Source organism: Phycicoccus sp. Soil803, assembly GCF_001429685.1.
Lineage (GTDB): Bacteria > Actinomycetota > Actinomycetes > Actinomycetales > Dermatophilaceae > Pedococcus.
Genome location: NZ_LMST01000001.1, coordinates 3,030,783 through 3,051,865, shown reverse-complemented (window position 1 = coordinate 3,051,865; position 21,083 = coordinate 3,030,783). Strand labels below are relative to the sequence as shown.

Sequence of the window (21,083 nt, the reverse complement as noted above, 5' to 3'; positions counted from 1 at the left end):
ACAGGTCGGCCGTGCGCCTGGCGGGGTCGGGCCTCCTAGAGTCGGGCCATGGCAGACCTGTTCTCGCAGACGGTGGCGACCGACGCCTGGCGTGCCGAGGCGACGCGCTGGATCAGCGACGAGCTCTCCGGCGTCGGACGACAGGTGACCGGCGACATCGTCCAGCGGCGGATCAGGCCGTGGTCGACCCAGCTCGTCGTGCCGAGCGACCAGGGCACCGTGTGGTTCAAGGCCAACTGCCCGTCATCGGCCTACGAACCCGCCGTGCACCGGGCGCTCGCGGACCTCGAGCCGGCCGAGGTGGAGGCGCCGTTGGCGGTCGAGGCGGCCCGTGGCTGGATGATGACCGCCGACCGCGGCACGACGCTCGGCGACAGCCACGATGCGAGCCTCTCGGAGTGGCAGGCAGTCGTGACGCTCGCCGCCCGGGTGCAGCGCCAGGTCGCCGACCACGGGGATGTGCTGGTCGGCGCGGGGCTGCCCGACTGCTCCCCGGCCACTGTGCCGGCGCGCTACTCCTGGCTCGTCGACCAGCTCGCCGCGCTCCCGACTGACCACCCGTCGCACCTGCCCGCCGATGAGGCTGACACGCTCAGGGCGAAGACAGCGGTGGTCGAGGAGGCCGTGGCGGCACTGCTCGCGGCGCCGCTCCCGGCCAGCCTGCAACACGGGGACCTGCACCCGGGCAACGTCTTCGTCGTCGATGGGAGCCTGCGCTTCTTCGACTTCGGCGATGCCCAGTGGGCCCACGTGCTGGAGGTCCTCGCCGTGCCCTACGGCTACTCCACGCGCGTCACCCACCACCCGTGGCCGGACCTGTTGGACGCCTACGCGCAGGTGTGGGCGGACCTGCTCGACCGCGACGCGCTCGAGGCGCTGATGGTGCCGGCGATGGTCACCCACGCGGTGAACCGCTCGTTCACCTGGCTCGGCGCCATCGAGGGTGCCCAGCCGGAGGAGCTCGCCGAGTGGGGCGACTCGGCGCTCTATTACCTGCGGCTCACCCACGAGCCGTTTCCGCCCGAAGACCCCGAGAACGGGCCGTGACGAGCCCTACCCTGAGGCCATGACGAAGGTCCTCGGGTGGGTGGTGCTGCTGGCAGCAGGGGTCATCAGCCTTCCCCTCGCTGCCACCTTCCTCGACGACCAGGGCAACGAGAACTGGATCCTGCCCGTCGACGTGGCCGTGGTGGCGCTGCTCGGTGCACTCCTCGGCGCGAGGCTGCCCGGCTTCGTGGGCGGAGCAACGCGAAGGCGGGTCCTCGTCGGGGCGGCGTACGGCGTCGCCGCGGCCGCCGTGGGCGTGCTGCTCTTCTTCCTCCTGCTCAGCGGTTTCGAGGGTGCCTGACCCTAGAGGTTGCCGAGCACCCGGTCGACGGCGATCTCGATGACCACGCGCTCAGGGTTCTCGCGCGGCACGCGGTAGCGCGCGGCATACCGGAGCTCGGCGTCGGCCACCGACTCCCGGTCGGTGAGCACCCTGGCCGGGCCCTCGAACGACAGCCAGTGCCGCCCGTCGACCTGGCACACGACGGCGCGCCCGCCACGGGCGGCGTTGCGCGCCTTGCGGCTCGGACCGCTGGTGATCACGCGGACGACCAGGGCCTCGCGGTCCCACGTGAAGCCCACGGGCACCACGTGGGGCGACCCGTCCGGGCGCAACGTGGTCAGCGTGGCCAGGTGCCGTGCCGTCACGAAGTCGAGGGCGGCGGGGGACAGGTCTGCGGGCGCGGTCGACACGGACCGAGTCTCCCGCATCCCTTCGTGTCTCAGTGCCCGGTCACGGCGCCGAGCAGTGCCGCGAGCCGCGCCGGGTGGCCGGTGCGGGCTTCCTCACGGTCGGCGGCGTGCGCCAGCCGCAGCCCGGCATTGATCCCGGCCCAACGGGCGGGCTCGGGCTCCCACTTGCGGCTGCGGTGGCCCACCCACGGCAGCTGGGTCAGTGCCGTCGAGCGGCCGGTGACCAGGTCGGCCAACGTCCGTCCCGCCAGGTTGGTGGCCGCGACGCCGTCGCCGACGTAGCCGCCGGCCCACCCGAGCCCGGTGCTGGGGTCGTGGCCGACCGACGGGTGCCAGTCGCGCGCGATGCCGAGCGGGCCGCCCCAGGCGTGCGTGAACTCCACGTCGCCGAGCTGGGGGAGGAGGTCGGTGAGGGTCGCGCGGAGATCGGCGAAAACCGTTGCCTCGTGGTCGAACTCAGGCTTGATCCGCGATCCGAAGTGGTACGGCGCCCCCCGACCGCCGAAGGCGAGCCGGTCGTCGACGGTCCGCTGGCCGTAGATGATGACGTGCCGGTGGTCGCTGAAGACCTCACGCTCCGCGAGCCCGATCCTCGACCACTGCTCCTCGCTCAGGGGCTCCGTGGCCACCATCAGCGAGTAGACCGGGGCGACGGTGCGGCGCTCGCCGGGCAGCAGGGGGGTCCACGCCTCGGTGGCCCGGATGACGTGTGGCGCCGAGACCTGCTCGCCGCCCTCGAGCACGACGTGTCCGGGCTCGATCGCCTGCACCCGCACACCCTCGTGCACCTGGGCGCCCTGCGACCGGACCGTGGCTGCGAGACCGTCGACCAGACGCCGGGGGTGGACGCGAGCGCAGTGCGGGGTGAACGTGGCCCCCACGACCCGGCTCGCGGCCAGGCGTTCGGAGGCTTCGGACGCGTCGAGCCAGCGGGTGCCGAGGCCCCACTCCCGGGCCTCGTCGACCTCGGCCCGGGCCCTGGCTGCCTGTGCGGGTGAGCGCGCGAGGGCGATCGCCCCGCCCTTGCGGAATCCGCAGTCGATCGCCGCGGATTCCGTTGCCCTGCCCACCTCGTCGACGGTGTTCTGGAGCTCGGCAACCATCGCCCGAGCCGCCTGCGCGCCGCTGCGGCGGGCCAGCGTCCGAGGACCGACCGGCCAGAGGGCCGACACCCAGCCACCGTTGCGTCCGCTCGCACCGAAGCCGACGTGCTCCGCCTCGAGCACCACGACGTCGAGCGCAGGGTCGGCCAGGAGGAGGTAGTGCGCGGTCCACAACCCGGTGAAGCCACCACCGACGATGACCACGTCCGCCCGCGCAGGTATCGCACCCAATTGGAACGTCGTCTGCGGGCGGCGCCCACCCGCGGGCGGGACGGCCGCAGGTTTCGTTCCATCTGGGTGGGAAACCTGCGGTGCGGAGAGCCCGTCCGCCGGCGACGCGGCATACGGGCTCTCCCACCAGAGCGGGTGGCTCACGAGGTGCTGGTCTGGCTCAGAGGTGCTTCTCGGCGCCGGTCAGGACCGACCGCAGCCGCGACTCGATGTCGTCGAACTCCGGCTGGCCGATGATCAGCGGCGGCGCGAGCTGGATCACCGGGTCGCCACGGTCGTCGGCGCGGCAGTAGAGGCCGGCGTCGAAGAGCGCCTTGGACAGGTACCCACGCAGCAGCCGCTCGGACTCCGCGTCGTTGAAGGTCTCGCGGGTCTCCTTGTCCTTGACCAGCTCGATGCCGTAGAAGTAGCCCGCCCCGCGCACGTCGCCGACGATCGGCAGGTCGAGCAGCTTCTCGAGCGTCGCCCGGAACTTGGGGGCGTTGTCCTTGACGTGCTGGTTGAGCCCCTCACGCTCGAAGATGTCGAGGTTGGCCATGGCGACGGCCGCGCTGACGGGGTGTCCACCGAAGGTGTAGCCGTGCGGGAAGTACGTGGTCCCCTTCTTGAAGGGTTCGAACAGCCGGTCGCTCGCGATCATCGCGCCGATGGGGGAGTAGCCGGAGGTCATGCCCTTGGCGCAGGTGATGATGTCGGGGACGTAGCCGAAGTCGTCGCACGCGAACATCGAGCCGATCCGGCCGAACGAGCAGATCACCTCGTCGGACACCAGGAGCACGTCGTACTCGTCGCAGATCTCGCGGACCCGCTCGAAGTAGCCGGGCGGGGGCGGGAAGCAGCCGCCAGAGTTCTGCACGGGCTCGAGGAAGACTGCGGCGACCGTGTCGGGGCCCTCGAACTCGATGGCCTCGGCGATCCGGTCGGCGGCCCACCGGCCGAAGGCCTTCTCGTCGTCGCGCAGGTGGTCCGGCGCGCGGTAGAGGTTGGTGTTGGGGACCTTGAACGCGCCGGGCACGAGCGGCTCGAACATCTCCTTGGCCGCAGGGATCCCGGTGATCGACAGCGCACCCTGGGGGGTGCCGTGGTAGGCCACCGCCCGGCTGATCACCTTGTGCTTGGTGGGCTTGCCGGTCAGCTTGAAGTACTGCTTGGCGAGCTTCCAGGCCGTCTCGACGGCTTCACCGCCGCCGGTCGTGAAGAACACGCGGTTGAGGTCGCCGGGGGCGCCGTTGGCCAGTCGCTCGGCCAGCTCGATCGCGCGGGGGTGCGCGTAGGACCAGAGGGGGAAGAAGGCGAGCTCCTTGGCCTGCTTCGCCGCGGCCTCCGCCAGCTCTTCCCGGCCGTGGCCGACCTGCACGACGAACAGCCCGGCGAGGCCGTCGATGTACTCGTTGCCGCGGTCGTCCCAGATCTTGTGGCCCTCACCGCGCGTGATGATCGGCACGCTGTGCCCGAGACCGCCGTCGGAGCGGTCCTCGAAGACCGAGTGGCGGGTGAAGTGCATCCACAGGTGGTCACGCGCGGCCTCGCTGTGCAACGTGCCGAGTGGCGTGTGCGAGTCGCTGGACGGTTCGAAGATGGACAGGTCAGTGGTCATCGAGTACCCCAGTTGTAGTGCTGCTTGTTGAGTTTCAGGTAGACGAACGTCTCGGTGGTCTGCACCCCGGGAAGGGTGCGGATGCGACGGGTGAGCAGGTCGAGCAGCTCGGCGTCGTCCTCGCAGACGACCTCGGCCAGCAGGTCGAAGGACCCCGCCGTCGTGACGACGTAGGACACCTCCGACATCGCCGTGAGGGCGTCACCCACCGGCAGGAGGTCGCCGTCGACGCGGATGCCGATCATGGCCTGCCGGCGGAACCCCACCTGCAACGGGTCGGTGACTGCGACGATCTGCATGACCTCCTGGTCGAGGAGGCGCTGGACGCGCTGGCGCACCGCCGCCTCGGACAGTCCCACCCGCTTGGCGATGGTGGCGTAGGACTGCCGACCGTCCTCCTGCAGCAGCTCGATGATGGCCTTCGACACGTCGTCGAGGCGCACATCGGCGCTGGTGCTGGGGAGTCGGGTCACGCTGGTCATGGTGGTCCCCAGTTGCGGATAAAGCAAGTCCCCACACGACGGAATCAGTCGCACCCGATGGCTTTCGACAATGTTTTCCGTATCTTGACAGGCCGAACCTATTGAAATCCATCGTCAGGCGGCTACAGTGCCAGACACCGGAATCAGCACCCGATCCGCATTGGAGCACATCAGTGACTGCCACGTCCGCGGCCCCCCGCGTCCTGCGCAACTTCATCAACGGCGAGTACGTCGAGGCGCAGACCGATGCGACCACCGACCTCGTCAGCCCCGTCACCGCCCAGGTCGTCGCGAAGGCCCCGGTCTCCACGGCTGCCGACGTCGACGCCGCCTACTCCTCGGCCAGCAAGGCGTTCGCAGAGTGGGGCCAGACCACCCCGAGCGAGCGCCAGCAGGCGCTGCTCAAGTTCGCCGACGCGATCGAGAAGCGGGCCGACGAGTTCGTCAAGCTCGAGTCCGAGAACACCGGCAAGCCCTGGGCCCTCACCGCCTCCGAAGAGCTGCCGCCGATGGTGGACCAGATCCGGTTCTTCGCCGGCGCGGCCCGCGTGCTCGAGGGTCGGGCGGCGGGGGAGTACATGAAGGGCCACACCAGCTGGATCCGGCGCGAGCCGATCGGCGTCGTGGGTCAGGTGACCCCGTGGAACTACCCGATGATGATGGCGGTCTGGAAGATCGGACCCGCCCTCGCGGCAGGCAACACCATCGTCCTCAAGCCGTCGGACACCACGCCCGAGACCACCCTCCTGCTGGCGGAGATCGCCTCGGAGTTCATGCCGTCCGGCACGTTCAACGTCGTCACCGGTGACCGTGAGACCGGCCGTGCGGTCGTCGAGCACAAGACGCCGGCGCTGGTCGCCATCACCGGTTCCGTGCGGGCCGGCATGCAGGTCGCCGAGAGCGCCAGCCGCGACCTCAAGCGGGTCCACCTCGAGCTCGGCGGCAAGGCACCGGTCATCGTGTTCGACGACGCCGACATCGAGGCCGCCGTCGAAGGCATCGCCGTCGCCGGGTACTTCAACGCCGGCCAGGACTGCACCGCCGCGACGCGCGTGCTGGCGGCCCCCCACATCCACGACGACTTCGTCGCCGCCCTCGGCGAGTACGCCAAGAACTCGGCGAAGGTCGGCCTGCCGGACGACGAGGACGCCTTGCTCGGGCCGGTCAACAACCGCAACCAGCTCGAGCGGGTGCAGGGCTTCCTTTCCCGCCTGCCTGACCACGCCTCGATCGCGGCCGGTGGCCACCGGCTCGACGCCCTGGGTGACGGGTTCTTCCTCGAGCCCACCGTGCTGTCCGGTCTCAAGCAGGATGACGAGGCGATCCAGGACGAGATCTTCGGGCCGGTCATCACCGTGCAGCGGTTCACCGACGAGGCCGAGGCGATCGCCTGGGCCAACGGGGTCGACTACGGGCTGGCCTCCAGCGTGTGGACCAAGGACTTCGGCCGCGCCATGCGGGTCTCCAAGGCCCTCGACTTCGGCTGCGTCTGGATCAACACGCACATCCCGATCGTCGCCGAGATGCCCCACGGCGGCTTCAAGAAGTCCGGTTACGGCAAGGACCTGTCGATGTACGGCTTCGAGGACTACACCCGCATCAAGCACGTCATGGCCAACATCGACAGCTAGGCCCGCCCACCCAGGCCACCGACACCGTCGCCGGCGGCCACTGACCCAGGAAACCGGAACACCCCTGACCCGGACTTCTCCGAGAACGCCACCCTCACCCGCAGGAGCACCCCCATGAACGACAAGACCCCGACCCCCATGCAGGCCGCCTTCCTGCGCGGCGCCCTCAGCCGCCGGACCCTCATGACCGGCGCTGCCGGGCTGGGCGTGACGGCGCTGGCTGCCTGCGGATCGAAGGGCCGTAGCCCTTCGAACAGCGCGAGCGGCTCGGCCACGCCGACGGCCAAGGCCGCGCAGGACATGTCCGACACCGACAAGCTCATCAACTGGTCCAACTGGCAGCAGTACATCGACGTCTCGGACGACGAGAAGAGCCGCCCGACCCTCGACGCCTTCACCAAGGCGACCGGCATCAAGGTCAACTACACCGAGGACTACAACGACAACGACGAGTTCTACGCGAAGGTCCGTCCGCTGCTCGCCGGTGGACAGGACACCGGCCGCGACGTCTGGTGCTCCACCGACTGGATGGTGGCGCGGCTCATCCGCCAGGGCTACGTCCAGCCGCTGGACAAGGCCAACATCCCCAACGCCAAGAACCTCGAGGCTGCCTTCCAGGACGTGTCGTTCGACCCGGGCCGGAAGTACTCCCTGCCGTGGCAGGCGGGCTTCGCCTGTATCGGCTTCAACACCAAGGCGACGGGTGGCAAGAAGGTCACCACGATGACCCAGCTGCTCACCGACCCGGCGCTCAAGGGCAAGGTGACGCTGCTTTCCGAGATGCGCGACACGGTCGGTCTGGTGCTGCTCGACCAGGGCAAGGACCCGTCGAACTTCACCAAGGCGGACTTCGAGGCCGCCATCGCGATGATCCAGAAGGCCAAGGACGCCGGCCAGATCCAGAAGTTCACCGGCAACGACTACACCGACGGCCTGAGCGCCGGCGACATCGCCGCCTGCGTCGCCTGGTCGGGCGACGTGGCATCGCTCAGCCTCGACGCCCCGGAGCTGGAGCTCACGCTCCCGGAGGCCGGTTACACGCTGTGGTCGGACAACTTCGTGATCCCCGCCATGGCCAAGCACAAGAAGAACGCCGAGAAGCTCATCAACTACTACTACGACCCGAAGGTGATGGCCGAGGTCGAGGCCTGGGTCAACTACATCTCCCCGGTCGCCGGCACCAAGGAGGCCGTCGCGGCCATCGACAAGGACCTCGGCTCCAACCAGCTCATCTTCCCCTCCACCGAGACCCTGTCGAAGGCGAAGAAGTTCCGGGACCTCAGCGCCCAGGAGGAGTCCGAGTTCACCCGCATGTTCACCAACCTGGCGACGGGCTGATGACCACGCAGACCACGGGAGACCTGAAGCTGTCGGGTCTGACCAAGGAGTTCGACACCTTCACCGCGGTGCACCCGATGGACCTCGTCATCCCGCAGGGCTCGTTCTTCGCCCTGCTCGGGCCGTCCGGCTGCGGCAAGACGACGACGCTGCGGATGGTGGCCGGCCTCGAGCAGCCGACGGCAGGCCGGATCCACATCGGGGACACCGAGATCACCGACACCAAGGCGCACCAGCGCAACGTCAACACGGTGTTCCAGTCGTACGCCCTCTTCCCGCACATGAGCGTGCTGGAGAACGTCGAGTTCGGGCTCCGTCGGCGCGGCGACAAGAACGCCGTCGCCAAGGCCAAGGAGGCGCTGGAGCTGGTCCAGCTCGGCGAGGTCGCGAGGAAGAAGCCGGCCCAGCTGTCCGGCGGGATGCAGCAGCGGGTGGCCCTGGCGCGGGCAGTGGTCAACCGCCCGGACGTGCTCCTGCTCGACGAGCCGCTCGGCGCCCTCGACCTCAAGCTGCGACGGCAGATGCAGATCGAGCTCAAGCGCATCCAGCAGGAGGTCGGGCTGACCTTCATCCACGTGACGCACGACCAGGAGGAGGCCATGACCATGGCCGACACCATCGCCGTGATGAACGCCGGGCGGATCGAGCAGCTGGGTGACCCGGCCAGCCTGTACGAGCGGCCGGCCTCCACCTTCGTCGCCAACTTCCTCGGTCAGTCGAACCTGCTCAAGGCGACGGTGACCGGTCCCGCCCAGAACGGCGAGGTGCCGGTCACGGCATACGACACGGCGCTCACGGTCGCGGCAGACCACGTGCCGGACGGCGTCAAGGAGGTCTGGCTGGGCGTGCGGCCCGAGAAGCTGCGCATGGGCGAGCACGGTGGGCCGAACCGGCTGCACGGCACGGTGACCGACGTGTCCTTCACGGGCGTGGCCACGCAGTACCTGGTCCGTATGCCGTGGGGCCGCGAGCTCACCGTCGTCCAGCAGAACGACGGGTCCGACCGCGCGCGCCCCGGCGAGGACGTCACCGTGTCCTGGGCCGCCGAGCACGGGTTCGCACTCGACGCCTCCCAGGCGGCGGACGCGGGCGTCGAGGAGGAGGGGTAGTGGCCGAGGGGGCCGCGGTCGTCGGCACCGGCGCACCGGTCCGCAAGCCGGTCCGCCGCGGCCGCTGGGTGCCCTACGCCCTGCTCGCCCCCGGCCTGTTGTGGCTCGTCGTGTTCTTCGTGGTCCCGATGATCACCCTGGGCTCGCAGTCGCTGCAGGAAGGCAACATCGACGAGGGCTACGTCTTCACAGGCAACGTGTCCATCTACGCGGACGCCGTCCAGCGGTACTGGCCACACCTGCTCCGCTCGGTCGGCTACGCGGGGACGGCCACGGTGCTGGCGCTGCTCCTCGGATACCCGCTGGCGTACTTCATGGCGCAGAAGGCCGGACGCTGGAAGAACATCCTGCTCATCCTCGTCATCGCCCCCTTCTTCACGAGCTTCCTCATCCGCACGCTGGCCTGGCGCAACATCCTGTCCGACGACGGGCCGGTGGTGGCCTTCGCCCAGTCGATCGGGTTCACGAGCCTGCTGCAGGCGATCGGCCTGACCTCCAACGACACGTTGCTCGCGTCGAAGTTCGCGGTCATCTGCGGTCTGACGTACAACTTCCTGCCGTTCATGATCCTCCCGCTCTATGCTTCGTTGGAGCGCCTGGATCCCCGCCTGGTGGAGGCGGCTGGCGACCTGTACGCCTCACCGCGAGAGGCGTTCCGCAGGGTCACCTGGCCGCTGTCCCTGCCGGGAGTGGTCGCTGGCACCCTGCTCACCTTCATCCCTGCTGCGGGCGACTTCATCAACTCGAGGCTGCTCGGGAACACCGAGACCGTGATGATCGGCCAAGTCATCGACAGCCAGTTCCTGCGGGTGCTCGACTACCCGCTCGCGGCGGCGCTGTCGTTCATCCTGCTGACCATGATCGTCGTCCTCGTCACGTTCTACGTGCGCAAGGCCGGCACCGAGGAGCTGGTCTGAGTGGTCGTGCTGTCCTGGATCCGCCGGCACCTGCTGGCCTTCGCCGCCCTGGCCGTCCTGACGCTGCTGCTCGTGCCCAACGTCGTGGTGGCCGTGTTCTCGTTCAACGACCCGGTCGGCAAGTTCAACTACAACTGGGCCCGGTTTTCCACCGACGCGTGGACGCACCCCTGCGGCTCGCCCGGCATCTGCGAGTCGCTCGGGCTGAGCCTGCGGATCGGGGTGACCGCCTCGCTGATCGCCACCGTGCTCGGCACGATGGTGGCCCTCGCGCTGGGTCGCTACCAGTTCCGGGGGCGCGCGGCGACCAACCTCCTGATCTTCGTGCCCATGGCCACCCCCGAGGTGGTGATGGGGTCCAGCCTGCTCACGCTCTTCCTCATGCTGGGCATCCCGGCCGGGGCGCTGGCGATCCTCATCGCCCACATCATGTTCTGCGTCTCGTTCGTCGTGGTGGCGGTCAAGGCCCGGGTGGCGACGCTGGACCCACGCCTTGAGGAGGCGGCCGCTGACCTCGGGGCGACCCCAGCCCAGACGTTCCTGCGGGTGACGTTGCCGCTCGCGGCTCCGGGCATTGCGGCCGGGGCGCTGCTGGCCTTCTCCCTGAGCTTCGACGACTACATCATCACCAACTTCAACGCCTCACCCAGCTCGATCACCTTCCCCATGTTCGTGTGGGGGGCGGCCCAACGCGGGGTCCCGGTGCAGGTCAACGTCATCGGCACGGTCGTGTTCCTCGCGGCCCTGCTGTTCGTGATCGCCGGCCAGGTCCTCAGCAACCGACGACAGAGAGCAGTCTGACTCCGTGCGCATCCTCATGATCGGCGCCGGTGGCGTCGGCGACGCTGCCGCGCGCATCGCCGTCGAGCGGGACTTCTTCGACCAGCTCGTGGTGGCCGACTACGACCTGTCGCGGGCCGAGGCGACCGTGGCGGCGGCGGCCGCTCGTCGCCCCGGCGAGTCCCGGCTCGTGGCGGCGCAGGTCGACGCCTCCGACGAGGTGGCGGTGGCCGCCCTGGCCGGGCAGCACGGTGCGACCCACGTGTTCAACGCCGTCGACCCGCGGTTCGTCATGCCGATCTTCCGAGGCGCCCTCGCGGCGGGGGCGAGCTATCTCGACATGGCGATGAGCCTCTCGCGGCGCCACCCCGACGAGCCCTACGCGAAGGTGGGGGTCAAGCTCGGCGACGAGCAGTTCGCGATGGCCGACCAGTGGGAGGAGTCCGGCCAGCTGGCCCTGCTGGGCATGGGGGTCGAGCCCGGGCTCTCCGACGTGTTCGCCCGCTATGCCTCCGACCACCTGTTCTCGAGCATCGACGAGCTCGGCACCCGGGACGGTGCCAACCTCGCCGTCTACGACGAGGACGGCAACGAGACCTTCGCCCCGGGCTTCTCGATGTGGACGATCGTCGAGGAGTGCCTCAACCCGCCGGTGGTGTGGGAGAAGGCGCGCGCCAGCGCTGGGGGAGGGGTCGAGTCGGGTTTCTTCACGCTGCCCGCGTTCAGCGAGCCGGAGGTGTTCGACTTCCCGGAGGGCATCGGCCCGGTGGAGTGCGTGCACGTCGAGCACGAGGAGGTGCTGCTCATGCCCCGCTGGCTGGATGCCGAGCGGGTCACCTTCAAGTACGGCCTCGGCGACGAGCTGATCACCATCCTGCGTACCCTCCACACGCTGGGGCTCGACGGCACCGACCCGGTGCGCGTCAAGGGCGTCGAGGTGTCACCCCGGGACGTGGTCGCGGCGGTCCTTCCCGACCCGGCCACCATCGGGCCGCGGATGAAGGGCAAGACCTGTGCCGGCGTCTTCGTCACGGGCACGGGGAAGGACGGGAAACCTCGCCGCACCTACCTCTTCCACGTGTCCGACAACGAGGAGACCATGGCGGAGTACGGCGCGCAGTGCGTCGTCTGGCAGACCGCCGTCAACCCCGTCGTCGCTCTCGAGCTCGTGGCGACCGGAGTCTGGAGCGGTCGTGGTGTGCTGGGTCCGGAGGCGTTCGACGCGAAGCCGTTCCTCGACCTCCTCGCCGCCCCCAAGCCGGTCGGCTACGGTTCCCCCTGGGGCCTGGAAGACCGCTGATTCCCATGGCCCGCAACGGGACTAGGTTGGCTCCATGACGAGATACGGCCAGCAGTACGGCCCGGACTTCACCTTCCTCGGCGTGGACCGCTGCGACCTCGACGACGAGGCCACGTATGCCGGGGCCGACGTCGTGATCCTCGGTGCGCCGTTCGACGGCGGCACCTCCCACCGGCCGGGCACGCGCTTCGGTCCGCAGGCGATCCGGATGACCGACTACCTGCCCCACGACGGTTCGCGCCCGTCGCTGGCGCTGCGCACCGACGGGCTGGTCGACCTCAGGGTGGTCGACGCGGGCGACGTCGAGATGTACTCCGGCGACATCGAGCGGTCCCTGCCGAAGCTCGAAGCCGCCGTCGAGCGCGTGACCCGCGCGGGCGCCATACCGGTGGTCCTCGGAGGTGACCACTCGATCGCGTTCCCGGACGCCAAGGGAGTCGCCAACGTGCTCGGCCACGGCCGTGTGTCGATGATCCACTTCGACGCCCACGCCGACACCGGCGACATCGAGTTCGGGTCGCTGTGGGGGCACGGCCAGCCGATGCGCCGGCTCATCGAGTCCGGAGCGCTGCGGGGCGACCGGTTCCTCCAGATCGGGCTGCGCGGCTACTGGCCGCCGCCCGAGACCCTCGACTGGATGGCCGGGCAGCAGATGCGGTCGTTCGAGATGACCGAGATCGTGCACCGTGGGCTGGACGAGGTGCTCACCGAGGCCTTCACCATCGCCACCGACGAGTGCGAGGGGGTCTTCCTCTCGGTGGACATCGACGTCTGCGACCCGGGCCACGCGCCCGGCACGGGCACTCCCGAGCCGGGTGGGCTGTCGGCCCGACAGCTCCTCGACGCCGTGCGGCGGATCTGCCTGGAGCTGCCGGTGGTGGGCGTCGACGTCGTCGAGGTCAGCCCGCCCTACGACCATGCAGACATCACCGCAGCCCTTGCGAACCGCGTCGTCCTCGAGGCGCTGTCGGCGATCGCGCGCAAGCGTCAGGACGAGCGCGACGGCACCCGGTGGGACCCTTCGCAGCCGCTGCTGTCGGGGCGCAACGCCGCCATCCCGCAGGGTCACATCCCGCACCAGCACACCCACCAGACCCACGACCAGTCACCCGAACAGGCGCGCGACCACACACCGGAGGAACAGGGCTGATGGCCACCACGCAGAAGTCCCTCATCGACTCGGTCCCCAAGGGGCTGTTCATCGGCGGCGTGTGGCGTGACGCCACCGGGGGTGCCACCCTCGCGGTCGAGGACCCCTCGAGCGGGAGCACCCTGACCCACGTCGCCGACGCGACCGTGGCGGACGGAAAAGCCGCCCTGGACGCGGCCGTGGGGGCGCAGGCGGAGTGGGCGGCGACCCCGCCGCGCGACCGCGGTGAGATCTTGCGCGCGGCCTTCGAGCTGATCACCGAGCGGGCTGAGGACTTCGCCACGCTGATGACACTGGAGATGGGCAAGACCCTGGCCGAGTCGCGCGGCGAGGTGACCTATGGCGCCGAGTTCTTCCGCTGGTTCTCCGAGGAGGCCGTCCGGATCCACGGCCGGTGGTCCACCGCACCCAACGGCGCGACTCGGTTGCTCACGATGAAGAAGCCGGTCGGGCCCACGCTGATGATCACCCCGTGGAACTTCCCACTGGCCATGGGCACCCGCAAGATCGGCCCGGCCATCGCGGCCGGATGCACCATGGTCGTCAAGCCGGCCAGCCAGACCCCGCTGACCATGCTCGCCCTCGCCGAGCTGCTGCGGGAGTGCGGCCTGCCCGCCGGCGTGCTGAACGTCATCACGACGAGGCACACCGGTGACGTGATGGAGCCCCTCATCCGCGACCCGCGGTTGCGCAAGCTCACCTTCACCGGGTCCACGGGAATCGGTCGCAAGCTCGTGGAGCAGTCGGCCGAGCAGCTCCTCCGGGTCTCGATGGAGCTCGGCGGCAACGCGCCGTTCATCGTGTTCGAGGACGCCGACCTCGACCGCGCTGTCGACGGGGCCATGCTCGCCAAGATGCGCAACATCGGAGAGGCCTGCACGGCGGCCAACCGGTTCTTCGTGCACGAGAGCGTCGCCGAGGAGTTCGCCCAGAAGTTCGCCGCCCGGATGTCCGGCCTCACCATCGGCAAGGGCACCAAGAAGGGGGTCGACGTCGGCCCGCTCATCGACGCCAAGGCGCGCGACGGGGTGACCGAGCTCGTCGAGGACGCCAAGGCCAAGGGCGGCACCGTCGTCACCGGCGGCGGCCAGGTCAAGGGCCGCGGCTACTTCTTCGAGCCCACCGTGATCACCGGGGTGCCGATGAACGCGCGAATGATGAGCGAGGAGATCTTCGGGCCGGTGGCACCGATCACGACGTTCCGCACGGAGGCCGAGGCCATCGCCAAGGCCAACAGCACCGAGTTCGGGCTGGCGTCGTACGTCTTCACCAACGACCTCAGCCGGGTGATCCGGGTCAGCGAGGCGCTCGAGTACGGGATGATCGGGATCAACCAGGGCATCATCTCCAACCCGGCCGCTCCCTTCGGCGGGGTGAAGGCCTCCGGCTTCGGCCGGGAAGGCGGCTTCGAGGGGATCGACGAGTACCTCGAGACGACCTATGTCGGAATTGCCCCGTAACGGCGGAACAAAGGGTCATCCTTTTGGATGCGAACCGCGTCAAACTCCCCCACTGGGGGTCGTGGGGTTGTTGAATCGGTCACATGACCACGGACCCGGCCCCCGTCCTGTCGGTCGCGGACAGCATGCCGTCTGACCCCGCGTCCGAATCCGAGGACTTCGCCTCACACTCCCGCAACGTCGGGCGCCTGCGCTCCCTGAGCGACGTGCTCGTCGAGACCGACGAGAAGCTCCGCTTGGGGGAGACGGCCGGGGCCAGGGTCTGGCCCACCGGTTTCGAGGCACTCGACCTCGCCCTGACCGGTGGCTTCCGCTCGGGTGAGCTCGTGCTGATCGGCGGGCCGCAGGGCCTCGGCAAGACCGCCATGGCCTTGCAGATGCTGCGCAACGCCGTGGCCGCCAACCGCAGCGCCGTGCTGTTCACCTACGAGCACGACGCCCACAGCATCCTCGAGCGGCTCATCGCCATCGAGGCCGGCGCCATCAAGGGCATCGAGGGCGTCGGGCTCACCAAGATCCGGGCAGGCTTCGAGGCCCGGCACAGTCGCGCCCGCTCGATGCGCGAACGCTTCGCCGACACCGTGGGCGGGGCCGAGGCCGTCGAGGCGCTCGAGGGCTACGCGCAGCGGCTGCACGTCCACACGTCCAGCGGCATGCACACCACCATCGACGCCATCCGTGCGGCCGTCGCCGAGGTGGTCGAGTCCGACGGGCGGCCACCGCTGGTGCTCGTGGACTACCTCCAGAAGGTCCCCGTGCCGGGCGTGGTCAACGAGGAGGACCGCATCTCGGTCGTCGTCGAGCGCCTCAAGGACATGTCGCTCGAGCTCGGCGTGCCGGTGGTCGCCATCGTCGCCGCCGACAAGTCCAGCCTGGTCGCCGGCCGCCGCATGCGGGTCAACGACCTGCGCGGGTCCTCCGCCCTCGCCTACGAGGCCGACGTCGTGCTGATCCTCAACGACAAGTACGACATCGTCGCCAAGCACCACCTCGTCTACCACCTGGGCAACGCCGAACGGTTCCGCCACTGGGTCGTCATGTCGATCGAGAAGAACCGCAACGGCGCCGACCACCTCGAGCTGGAGTTCCAGAAGCGATTCGAGCAGGGCCGGTTCGAGCCCGAGGGGCGCGTCGTCGAGGAGCAGCTCATCGAGGAGCGCGTCTTCCAGCAGTAGCCCTACGGCTGTAGGACCTCTGCCGGGTGCGGGGCGGCGAACGCCCCCCTAGGGTCGAACCCATGCCCGCCGACCAGCGCCGGACCGCCAGGCTCGCCGTGGCCCTGCTCGCCGTCGCCGTGCCCGCGCCCGGTGAGGACGGCCGGGGAGGCGGCCCGTGATCCGTGTTCTGGGGCCCGAGGTGTCCATCGCCGACGTCGTGCGTGAGGCCCAGCGCCACGGGGGAGAGGTGTCGGTCGTGCCGGCCGGGTCGACCAAGGCGGAGAGCATCGACCTGTTCGCCGAGGTGCTGGACTTCCCCGACTGGTTCGGTCGCAACCTCGACGCGCTCGCCGACTGCCTGCACGACTACGCCGAGGAGCCGCACGAGGACGGACTGACCCGGCACCTCGTCTGGGACGGCGTGGCGCAGCTGCGACGCGAGCACCCCGACGGCTACGAGGACATCACCAGCGTCCTGGAGGAGGTCACTGCCGACCACGACACGTTCGTCGTGACCGTGCTCGACCGCTGACCCTCCCGCTAGCGTGACCCCGTGAAGCCCACCACCGCCCGAGCGGTCCATGGCGTCGTCGCGGTGGTCGCGGCCGTCGCCGTCGTGTGGCAGCTCGCCCTGATCGTCAACGGGGAAGCCGTCCTGAACGAGTCGTCGCGACCCGACCTCGGCGTGCGGCTCGCTCGCTTCGTGTCCTACTTCACGGTCCTGTCCAACCTGCTCGTGCTCGGCTGCTCCGTGGTGCTGGCGAGGAACCCGCTGCACGACGGGCTCCGGTGGCGCCTGGTGCGGATGGCCACGATGGTCGGCATCACCGTGACGGGCGTCGTGCACTGGTTCCTCCTGCGGCCGCTGCTCGACCTCTCCGGCAGCAGCTACGCGGTCGACAAGCTCCTGCACGTCGTCGTGCCGGTGCTGGCGCTGGTCGCCTGGGTGGTGGCTGGTCCGCGCGGGCAGGCGGCTCGGCCCCAGGTGCTGGGTGCCCTGTTGTGGCCACTGCTGTGGAGCGCCCTCACCCTGCTCCGGGGGGCGGTCACGGGGTGGTGGCCCTACCCGTTCATCGACGTCGACGAGCTCGGCTGGGCGCGGGTCCTGGCGAACCTCGTCGGCGTCGCGGTCCTCTTCGCGCTCTGTGGGTTCGCCTTCGTGGCGGCCGACCGGGCGCTGGCGCGGCGGTCACCACGCGCTGCATGAGGGACAATGGGGCAGTGACTTCCCCGCGCACCGTTGCCGTCCTCGGCTCGACCGGCTCCATCGGCACCCAGGCCCTGGACGTCATCGCGCGCAACCCCGACCGCTTCCGCGTGGTCGCCCTCTCGGCCGGCTCCAACCTCGAGCTCGTCGCCGAGCAGGCCGTCACCTTCGACGTCGACCTGGTCGCGGTCGCGCGTGGCACCCACGAGCAGGTGGCCGAGGCGATCGGTGCGTATGCCGCGCGGGCCGGCCGCGCGGCATACCGGCCGCAGGTCGTGGTCGGGGACGACGCCGCTGTCGCGGCGGCGGGCTGTGGCGCCGACGTCGTGCTCAACGGCATCACCGGAGCGATCGGCCTCCGGCCGACCCTGGCGGCGCTCGCGGAGGGCTCCACGCTCGCGCTGGCCAACAAGGAGTCGCTCATCGTCGGCGGACCGCTGGTCAAGGCGGCGGCCAGTCCCGACCAGATCGTGCCGGTCGATTCGGAGCACTCCGCCATCGCGCAGTCGCTGCGCGGCGGACGCGCGCAGGAGGTGCGCAGGCTCATCGTGACCGCGAGTGGTGGGCCGTTCCGCGGGCGCAGCCGCGAGTCGCTGCGCGACGTCACACCGGCCGACGCGCTGGCGCACCCGAACTTCTCGATGGGGCGGGTCATCACGACCAACTCCGCGACCCTGGTCAACAAGGGGCTCGAGGTGATCGAGGCGCACCTGCTCTTCGACATCCCGTTCGACCGGATCGACGTCGTCGTGCATCCCCAGCAGATGATCCACTCGATGGTCGAGTTCGTCGACGGCTCGACCATCGCGCAGGCCGGTCCGCCGCGGATGCTGGTGCCGATCGCCCTCGGCCTGTCGTGGCCGGAGCGGCTCGCGGACGTCGACGTGCCCGTCGACTGGACCCGGGCCCAGTCGTGGGACTTCGAGCCGCTCGACGACGAGGCCTTCCCCGCGGTGCGGCTGGCCCGCCAGGTGGGGGAGGCCGGCGGCACCTACCCGGCGGTCTACAACGCGGCGAACGAGGTCGCGGTGGACGCCTTCCACGAGGGTGCCCTCGGGTTCGTCGAGATCGTCGACACGGTCGCCCGAGTGGTCGAGGAACACGCATCCGGCAGCGCGGCAGGGATCGAATCAGGGACACTGTCCGTTGAGGACGTGATGCGCGCTGATCGCTGGGCGCGCGACGAGGCACGGAAGGTGCTGGCTTTGCAGACTGGACGGATGGCCGCGACACCGCTGGCGGACACCGAGGGGGCGATGCACCGATGACCGTCCTCCTCTACGTGCTCGGGGTGCTCTTCGTGGCACTCGGGGTGGGCTTGTCGATCGGCCTGCACGAGATCGGCCACCTGGTCCCCGCCAAGAAGTTCGGCGTCAAGGTGACCCAGTACATGGTCGGCTTCGGACCGACCCTCTGGTCCACGCGGCGCGGTGAGACCGAGTACGGCATCAAGGCCATCCCGCTCGGCGGCTACATCCGGATGATCGGGATGTTCCCGCCCCGGCCAGGCGACGCGGAGGGCACGATCCGGGTCTCGAGCACCGGGCGGCTCAGCCAGCTCGCCGACGAGGCGCGTCAGCTGAGCCTCGAGGAGATCGAGCCGGGCGACGAGGACCGGGTGTTCTACAAGCTCTCGGTGCCCAAGAAGGTCGTCATCATGATGGGTGGGCCCGTCATGAACCTCGTCATCGCGGTCGTCCTGCTCACCGGCCTGGTGACCCTCTACGGGCAGCAGGAGGTCAAGGACGGAGCCGTCGTCGCGTCAGTGAGCGAGTGCGTCGTCCCGGCCAGCCAGGCTGCCACCAAGACGACCTGCGCCCCCAGCGACCCCAAGACCCCAGCCTTCCTCGCCGGCATCCAGCCCGGCGACAAGATCGTCTCGGTGGCCGGCCAGCCGATCAAGCGCACCGTCGACGTGGGCAAGCTGATCCGACCTCGCGTCGGGGAGCAGGTCCCGATCGTCGTGGTGCGCGACGGCGCTGAGCAGACCCTCCAGGTCACGCCGATCCGCAACACCGTCCAGCAGGTCGGCCCCGACGGCACGCCCCTGGTCAACGCCGATGGCGAGCCCGTCGTGATGGACGCCGGTTTCGTCGGTGTCTCGTCGGCACCGGTCACGGCCCTGGAACGTCAGTCCGTCGCCGTCGTGCCGGGCATCCTGGGTGAGCAGGTGCAGCACATCGCGGGAGTCCTGCTGCACATCCCGCAGCGGATGACCGATGTCGCCCAGGCAGCCTTCGGCTCGGAGGCGCGCGATCCCAACGGGCCGGTCTCGGTCGTCGGCGTCGGACGGATGGCTGGCGAGATCTCGTCGGGGTCGATCGACGGGTTGGACACGGCCGCGAAGTTCGCGACCCTGGTCAGCCTGTTGGCCGGACTCAACGTTGCTCTGTTCGTCTTCAACCTGATCCCGTTGTTGCCGCTCGACGGCGGTCACGTCGCCGGCGCGCTGTGGGAAGGGCTCAAGCGCAACGCCGCCCGCCTGCTCAAGCGCCCCGACCCCGGTCACGTCGACGTCGCCAAGGCCCTGCCGGTGGCGTATGCCGTGTCATCGGTGCTCATCGTCATGTCCCTGCTGCTGATGTACGCAGACGTCGTCAAGCCCGTCAAGCTCGGCTGACCCGGCCCCGGCCGGCGTCCGCGCCACCATCCCCCTGGGAGATACTGCAACCATGACTGTTGGACTCGGTATGCCGGCCTTGCCCCCGCCCGTCCTCGCGCCCCGCCGCAAGACGCGCAAGATCAAGGTCGGCAAGGTCGAGGTCGGCGGTGACGCCCCCATCTCCGTGCAGTCGATGTGCACGACCCCGACCACGGACATCAATGCGACGCTCCAGCAGATCGCCGAGCTGACCGCCTCGGGCTGCGACATCGTGCGCGTCGCGTGCCCGAGCCAGGACGACGCCGACGCGCTGCCCGCGATCGCGCGCAAGTCGCAGATCCCCGTGATCGCCGACATCCACTTCCAGCCGAAGTACGTCTTCGCCGCGATCGACGCCGGCTGCGCCGCGGTGCGGGTCAACCCTGGCAACATCCGGAAGTTCGACGACCAGGTCAAGCAGATCGCCGCTGCGGCCAAGGACGCCGGCGTCTCGATCCGGATCGGCGTGAACGCCGGCTCGCTCGACCCCCGACTGCTCGAGAAGTACGGCAAGGCCACCGCCGAGGCGCTCGTCGAGTCCGCGGTCTGGGAGGCCTCCCTCTTCGAGGAGCACGACTTCCACGACTTCAAGATCTCGGTCAAGCACAACGACCCGGTCGTCATGGTCAAGGCCTACGAGATGCTGTCCGAGCGCGGCGACTGGCCCCTGCACCTCGGCGTCACCGAGGCCGGACCGGCCTTCCAGGGCACGATCAAGTCGGCGACGGCCTTCGGCGCGCTGCTCTCCAAGGGCATCGGTGACACGATCCGGGTGTCCCTGTCGGCTCCGCCGGTCGAAGAGGTCAAGGTCGGCAACCAGATCCTCCAGTCGTTGAACCTCAAGCCGCGCAAGCTCGAGATCGTCTCGTGCCCCTCGTGCGGCCGCGCCCAGGTCGACGTCTACAAGCTCGCCGACGAGGTCACCGCCGGGCTCGAGGGCATGACCGTGCCGCTCCGGGTGGCCGTGATGGGCTGCGTCGTCAACGGACCGGGGGAGGCCCGCGAGGCCGACCTCGGCGTGGCCTCCGGCAACGGCAAGGGCCAGATCTTCGTCAAGGGTGAGGTCGTCAAGACCGTCCCCGAGAGCCAGATCGTCGAGACCCTCATCGAAGAGGCGATGCGCATCGCCGAGGAGATGGGCGAGCCGATCGACGAGGCGAGTGCCGGGGCACCGTCGGTCACCGTCGGCTGACACCCACGCCCCGCAAGACGGCAGTCGCGTCCGCTTGCGCCCAGCTCC

20 protein-coding genes are annotated in these 21,083 nt (G+C 69.7%); 16 read left to right on the top strand and 4 right to left on the bottom strand.

The features are described 5' to 3' along the window. Positions 1-48 precede the first annotated feature (48 nt). Together ASG95_RS14050 and ASG95_RS14045 are read left to right on the top strand one after the other, a co-directional pair. Complete coding sequence (locus ASG95_RS14050; RefSeq protein ID WP_057377874.1) at positions 49-1,047, top strand: phosphotransferase; 999 nt, start codon at positions 49-51, stop codon at positions 1,045-1,047. A 19-nt stretch (positions 1,048-1,066) separates the two neighbouring features. After that, positions 1,067-1,348, top strand: a complete 282-nt coding sequence (locus tag ASG95_RS14045) for a hypothetical protein (RefSeq protein ID WP_056922577.1) — start codon at positions 1,067-1,069, stop codon at positions 1,346-1,348. A 2-nt stretch (positions 1,349-1,350) separates the two neighbouring features. Here the strand turns inward: ASG95_RS14045 and ASG95_RS14040 are convergent, their stop codons facing one another. From ASG95_RS14040 to ASG95_RS14025, 4 genes are all read right to left on the bottom strand, one after another. Then, the gene (locus ASG95_RS14040; RefSeq protein WP_056922734.1) at positions 1,351-1,740 is read right to left on the bottom strand and encodes a pyridoxamine 5'-phosphate oxidase family protein; all 390 of its coding nucleotides are present in this window, start codon (positions 1,738-1,740) and stop codon (positions 1,351-1,353) included. 29 nt (positions 1,741-1,769) lie between these two features. Beyond that, positions 1,770-3,074 carry an FAD-binding oxidoreductase gene (locus tag ASG95_RS14035; protein ID WP_057377873.1) on the bottom strand — a complete coding sequence of 435 codons (1,305 nt, stop codon included), beginning with the start codon at positions 3,072-3,074 and terminating at the stop codon, positions 1,770-1,772. A 160-nt stretch (positions 3,075-3,234) separates the two neighbouring features. Continuing rightward, positions 3,235-4,671 (bottom strand): aspartate aminotransferase family protein, encoded by a 1,437-nt coding sequence (locus tag ASG95_RS14030; protein ID WP_057377872.1) that lies wholly within the window; start codon positions 4,669-4,671, stop codon positions 3,235-3,237. Next, positions 4,668-5,153: an Lrp/AsnC family transcriptional regulator gene (locus ASG95_RS14025; RefSeq protein ID WP_056922580.1), complete on the bottom strand. Its 486-nt coding sequence runs from the start codon at positions 5,151-5,153 to the stop codon at positions 4,668-4,670. Before ASG95_RS14025 ends, ASG95_RS14030 begins: the two co-directional genes overlap by 4 nt. Positions 5,154-5,326: 173 nt before the next feature. Between ASG95_RS14025 and ASG95_RS14020 the strand changes: the two genes are divergently transcribed. From ASG95_RS14020 to ispG, 14 genes are all read left to right on the top strand, one after another. Beyond that, on the top strand, positions 5,327-6,784 hold the full coding sequence (locus tag ASG95_RS14020; RefSeq protein ID WP_057377871.1) for a gamma-aminobutyraldehyde dehydrogenase: 1,458 nt from the start codon (positions 5,327-5,329) through the stop codon (positions 6,782-6,784). 114 nt (positions 6,785-6,898) lie between these two features. Beyond that, the gene (locus ASG95_RS14015) at positions 6,899-8,122 is read left to right on the top strand and encodes a spermidine/putrescine ABC transporter substrate-binding protein (protein WP_057377870.1); all 1,224 of its coding nucleotides are present in this window, start codon (positions 6,899-6,901) and stop codon (positions 8,120-8,122) included. After that, positions 8,122-9,231 carry an ABC transporter ATP-binding protein gene (locus tag ASG95_RS14010; RefSeq protein ID WP_057377869.1) on the top strand — a complete coding sequence of 370 codons (1,110 nt, stop codon included), beginning with the start codon at positions 8,122-8,124 and terminating at the stop codon, positions 9,229-9,231. Before ASG95_RS14015 ends, ASG95_RS14010 begins: the two co-directional genes overlap by 1 nt. Further along, entirely contained in the window at positions 9,231-10,148 is a 918-nt protein-coding gene (locus ASG95_RS14005) for an ABC transporter permease (RefSeq protein WP_056922584.1), read from the top strand. Before ASG95_RS14010 ends, ASG95_RS14005 begins: the two co-directional genes overlap by 1 nt. Positions 10,149-10,157: 9 nt before the next feature. After that, the gene (locus ASG95_RS14000; protein ID WP_082593224.1) at positions 10,158-10,949 is read left to right on the top strand and encodes an ABC transporter permease; all 792 of its coding nucleotides are present in this window, start codon (positions 10,158-10,160) and stop codon (positions 10,947-10,949) included. 4 nt (positions 10,950-10,953) lie between these two features. Then, a complete protein-coding gene (locus ASG95_RS13995; protein WP_057377867.1) occupies positions 10,954-12,228 on the top strand; it encodes a saccharopine dehydrogenase family protein in 1,275 nt (424 codons plus the stop codon). 34 nt (positions 12,229-12,262) lie between these two features. Continuing rightward, complete coding sequence (gene speB / locus ASG95_RS13990; protein ID WP_082592632.1) at positions 12,263-13,378, top strand: agmatinase; 1,116 nt, start codon at positions 12,263-12,265, stop codon at positions 13,376-13,378. Beyond that, positions 13,378-14,838 (top strand): NAD-dependent succinate-semialdehyde dehydrogenase, encoded by a 1,461-nt coding sequence (locus tag ASG95_RS13985; RefSeq protein WP_057377866.1) that lies wholly within the window; start codon positions 13,378-13,380, stop codon positions 14,836-14,838. Before speB ends, ASG95_RS13985 begins: the two co-directional genes overlap by 1 nt. An 83-nt stretch (positions 14,839-14,921) precedes the next feature. Continuing rightward, entirely contained in the window at positions 14,922-16,013 is a 1,092-nt protein-coding gene (locus ASG95_RS13980) for a DnaB-like helicase C-terminal domain-containing protein (protein WP_235543887.1), read from the top strand. A gap of 157 nt (positions 16,014-16,170) precedes the next feature. Further along, positions 16,171-16,527 carry a barstar family protein gene (locus ASG95_RS13975; protein WP_056922588.1) on the top strand — a complete coding sequence of 119 codons (357 nt, stop codon included), beginning with the start codon at positions 16,171-16,173 and terminating at the stop codon, positions 16,525-16,527. Between the two features lie 21 nt (positions 16,528-16,548). Further along, on the top strand, positions 16,549-17,202 hold the full coding sequence (locus tag ASG95_RS13970; RefSeq protein WP_057377865.1) for a Pr6Pr family membrane protein: 654 nt from the start codon (positions 16,549-16,551) through the stop codon (positions 17,200-17,202). Then, positions 17,199-18,470 carry a 1-deoxy-D-xylulose-5-phosphate reductoisomerase gene (gene dxr / locus ASG95_RS13965; protein WP_057377864.1) on the top strand — a complete coding sequence of 424 codons (1,272 nt, stop codon included), beginning with the start codon at positions 17,199-17,201 and terminating at the stop codon, positions 18,468-18,470. The genes ASG95_RS13970 and dxr overlap by 4 nt, the downstream gene beginning before the upstream one ends. Beyond that, the gene (locus ASG95_RS13960; RefSeq protein WP_057377863.1) at positions 18,467-19,822 is read left to right on the top strand and encodes an RIP metalloprotease; all 1,356 of its coding nucleotides are present in this window, start codon (positions 18,467-18,469) and stop codon (positions 19,820-19,822) included. The genes dxr and ASG95_RS13960 overlap by 4 nt, the downstream gene beginning before the upstream one ends. 52 nt (positions 19,823-19,874) lie before the next feature. After that, positions 19,875-21,035 (top strand): flavodoxin-dependent (E)-4-hydroxy-3-methylbut-2-enyl-diphosphate synthase, encoded by a 1,161-nt coding sequence (gene ispG, locus ASG95_RS13955; protein ID WP_056922592.1) that lies wholly within the window; start codon positions 19,875-19,877, stop codon positions 21,033-21,035. The last annotated feature ends 48 nt before the right edge of the window (positions 21,036-21,083 follow it).

What these genes read in the sequence shown, in the direction of transcription:
- ASG95_RS14050 (WP_057377874.1), top strand. Translation starts at nt 49, where the DNA reads ATGGCAGACCTGTTCTCGCAGACGGTGGCGACCGACGCCTGGCGTGCC.
- ASG95_RS14045 (WP_056922577.1), top strand. Translation starts at nt 1,067, where the DNA reads ATGACGAAGGTCCTCGGGTGGGTGGTGCTGCTGGCAGCAGGGGTCATC.
- ASG95_RS14030 (WP_057377872.1), bottom strand. Translation starts at nt 4,671, where the DNA reads ATGACCACTGACCTGTCCATCTTCGAACCGTCCAGCGACTCGCACACG.
- ASG95_RS14025 (WP_056922580.1), bottom strand. Translation starts at nt 5,153, where the DNA reads ATGACCAGCGTGACCCGACTCCCCAGCACCAGCGCCGATGTGCGCCTC.
- ASG95_RS14015 (WP_057377870.1), top strand. Translation starts at nt 6,899, where the DNA reads ATGAACGACAAGACCCCGACCCCCATGCAGGCCGCCTTCCTGCGCGGC.
- ASG95_RS14010 (WP_057377869.1), top strand. Translation starts at nt 8,122, where the DNA reads ATGACCACGCAGACCACGGGAGACCTGAAGCTGTCGGGTCTGACCAAG.
- speB (WP_082592632.1), top strand. Translation starts at nt 12,263, where the DNA reads ATGACGAGATACGGCCAGCAGTACGGCCCGGACTTCACCTTCCTCGGC.
- ASG95_RS13985 (WP_057377866.1), top strand. Translation starts at nt 13,378, where the DNA reads ATGGCCACCACGCAGAAGTCCCTCATCGACTCGGTCCCCAAGGGGCTG.
- ASG95_RS13980 (WP_235543887.1), top strand. Translation starts at nt 14,922, where the DNA reads ATGACCACGGACCCGGCCCCCGTCCTGTCGGTCGCGGACAGCATGCCG.
- dxr (WP_057377864.1), top strand. Translation starts at nt 17,199, where the DNA reads ATGAGGGACAATGGGGCAGTGACTTCCCCGCGCACCGTTGCCGTCCTC.
- ASG95_RS13960 (WP_057377863.1), top strand. Translation starts at nt 18,467, where the DNA reads ATGACCGTCCTCCTCTACGTGCTCGGGGTGCTCTTCGTGGCACTCGGG.
- ispG (WP_056922592.1), top strand. Translation starts at nt 19,875, where the DNA reads ATGACTGTTGGACTCGGTATGCCGGCCTTGCCCCCGCCCGTCCTCGCG.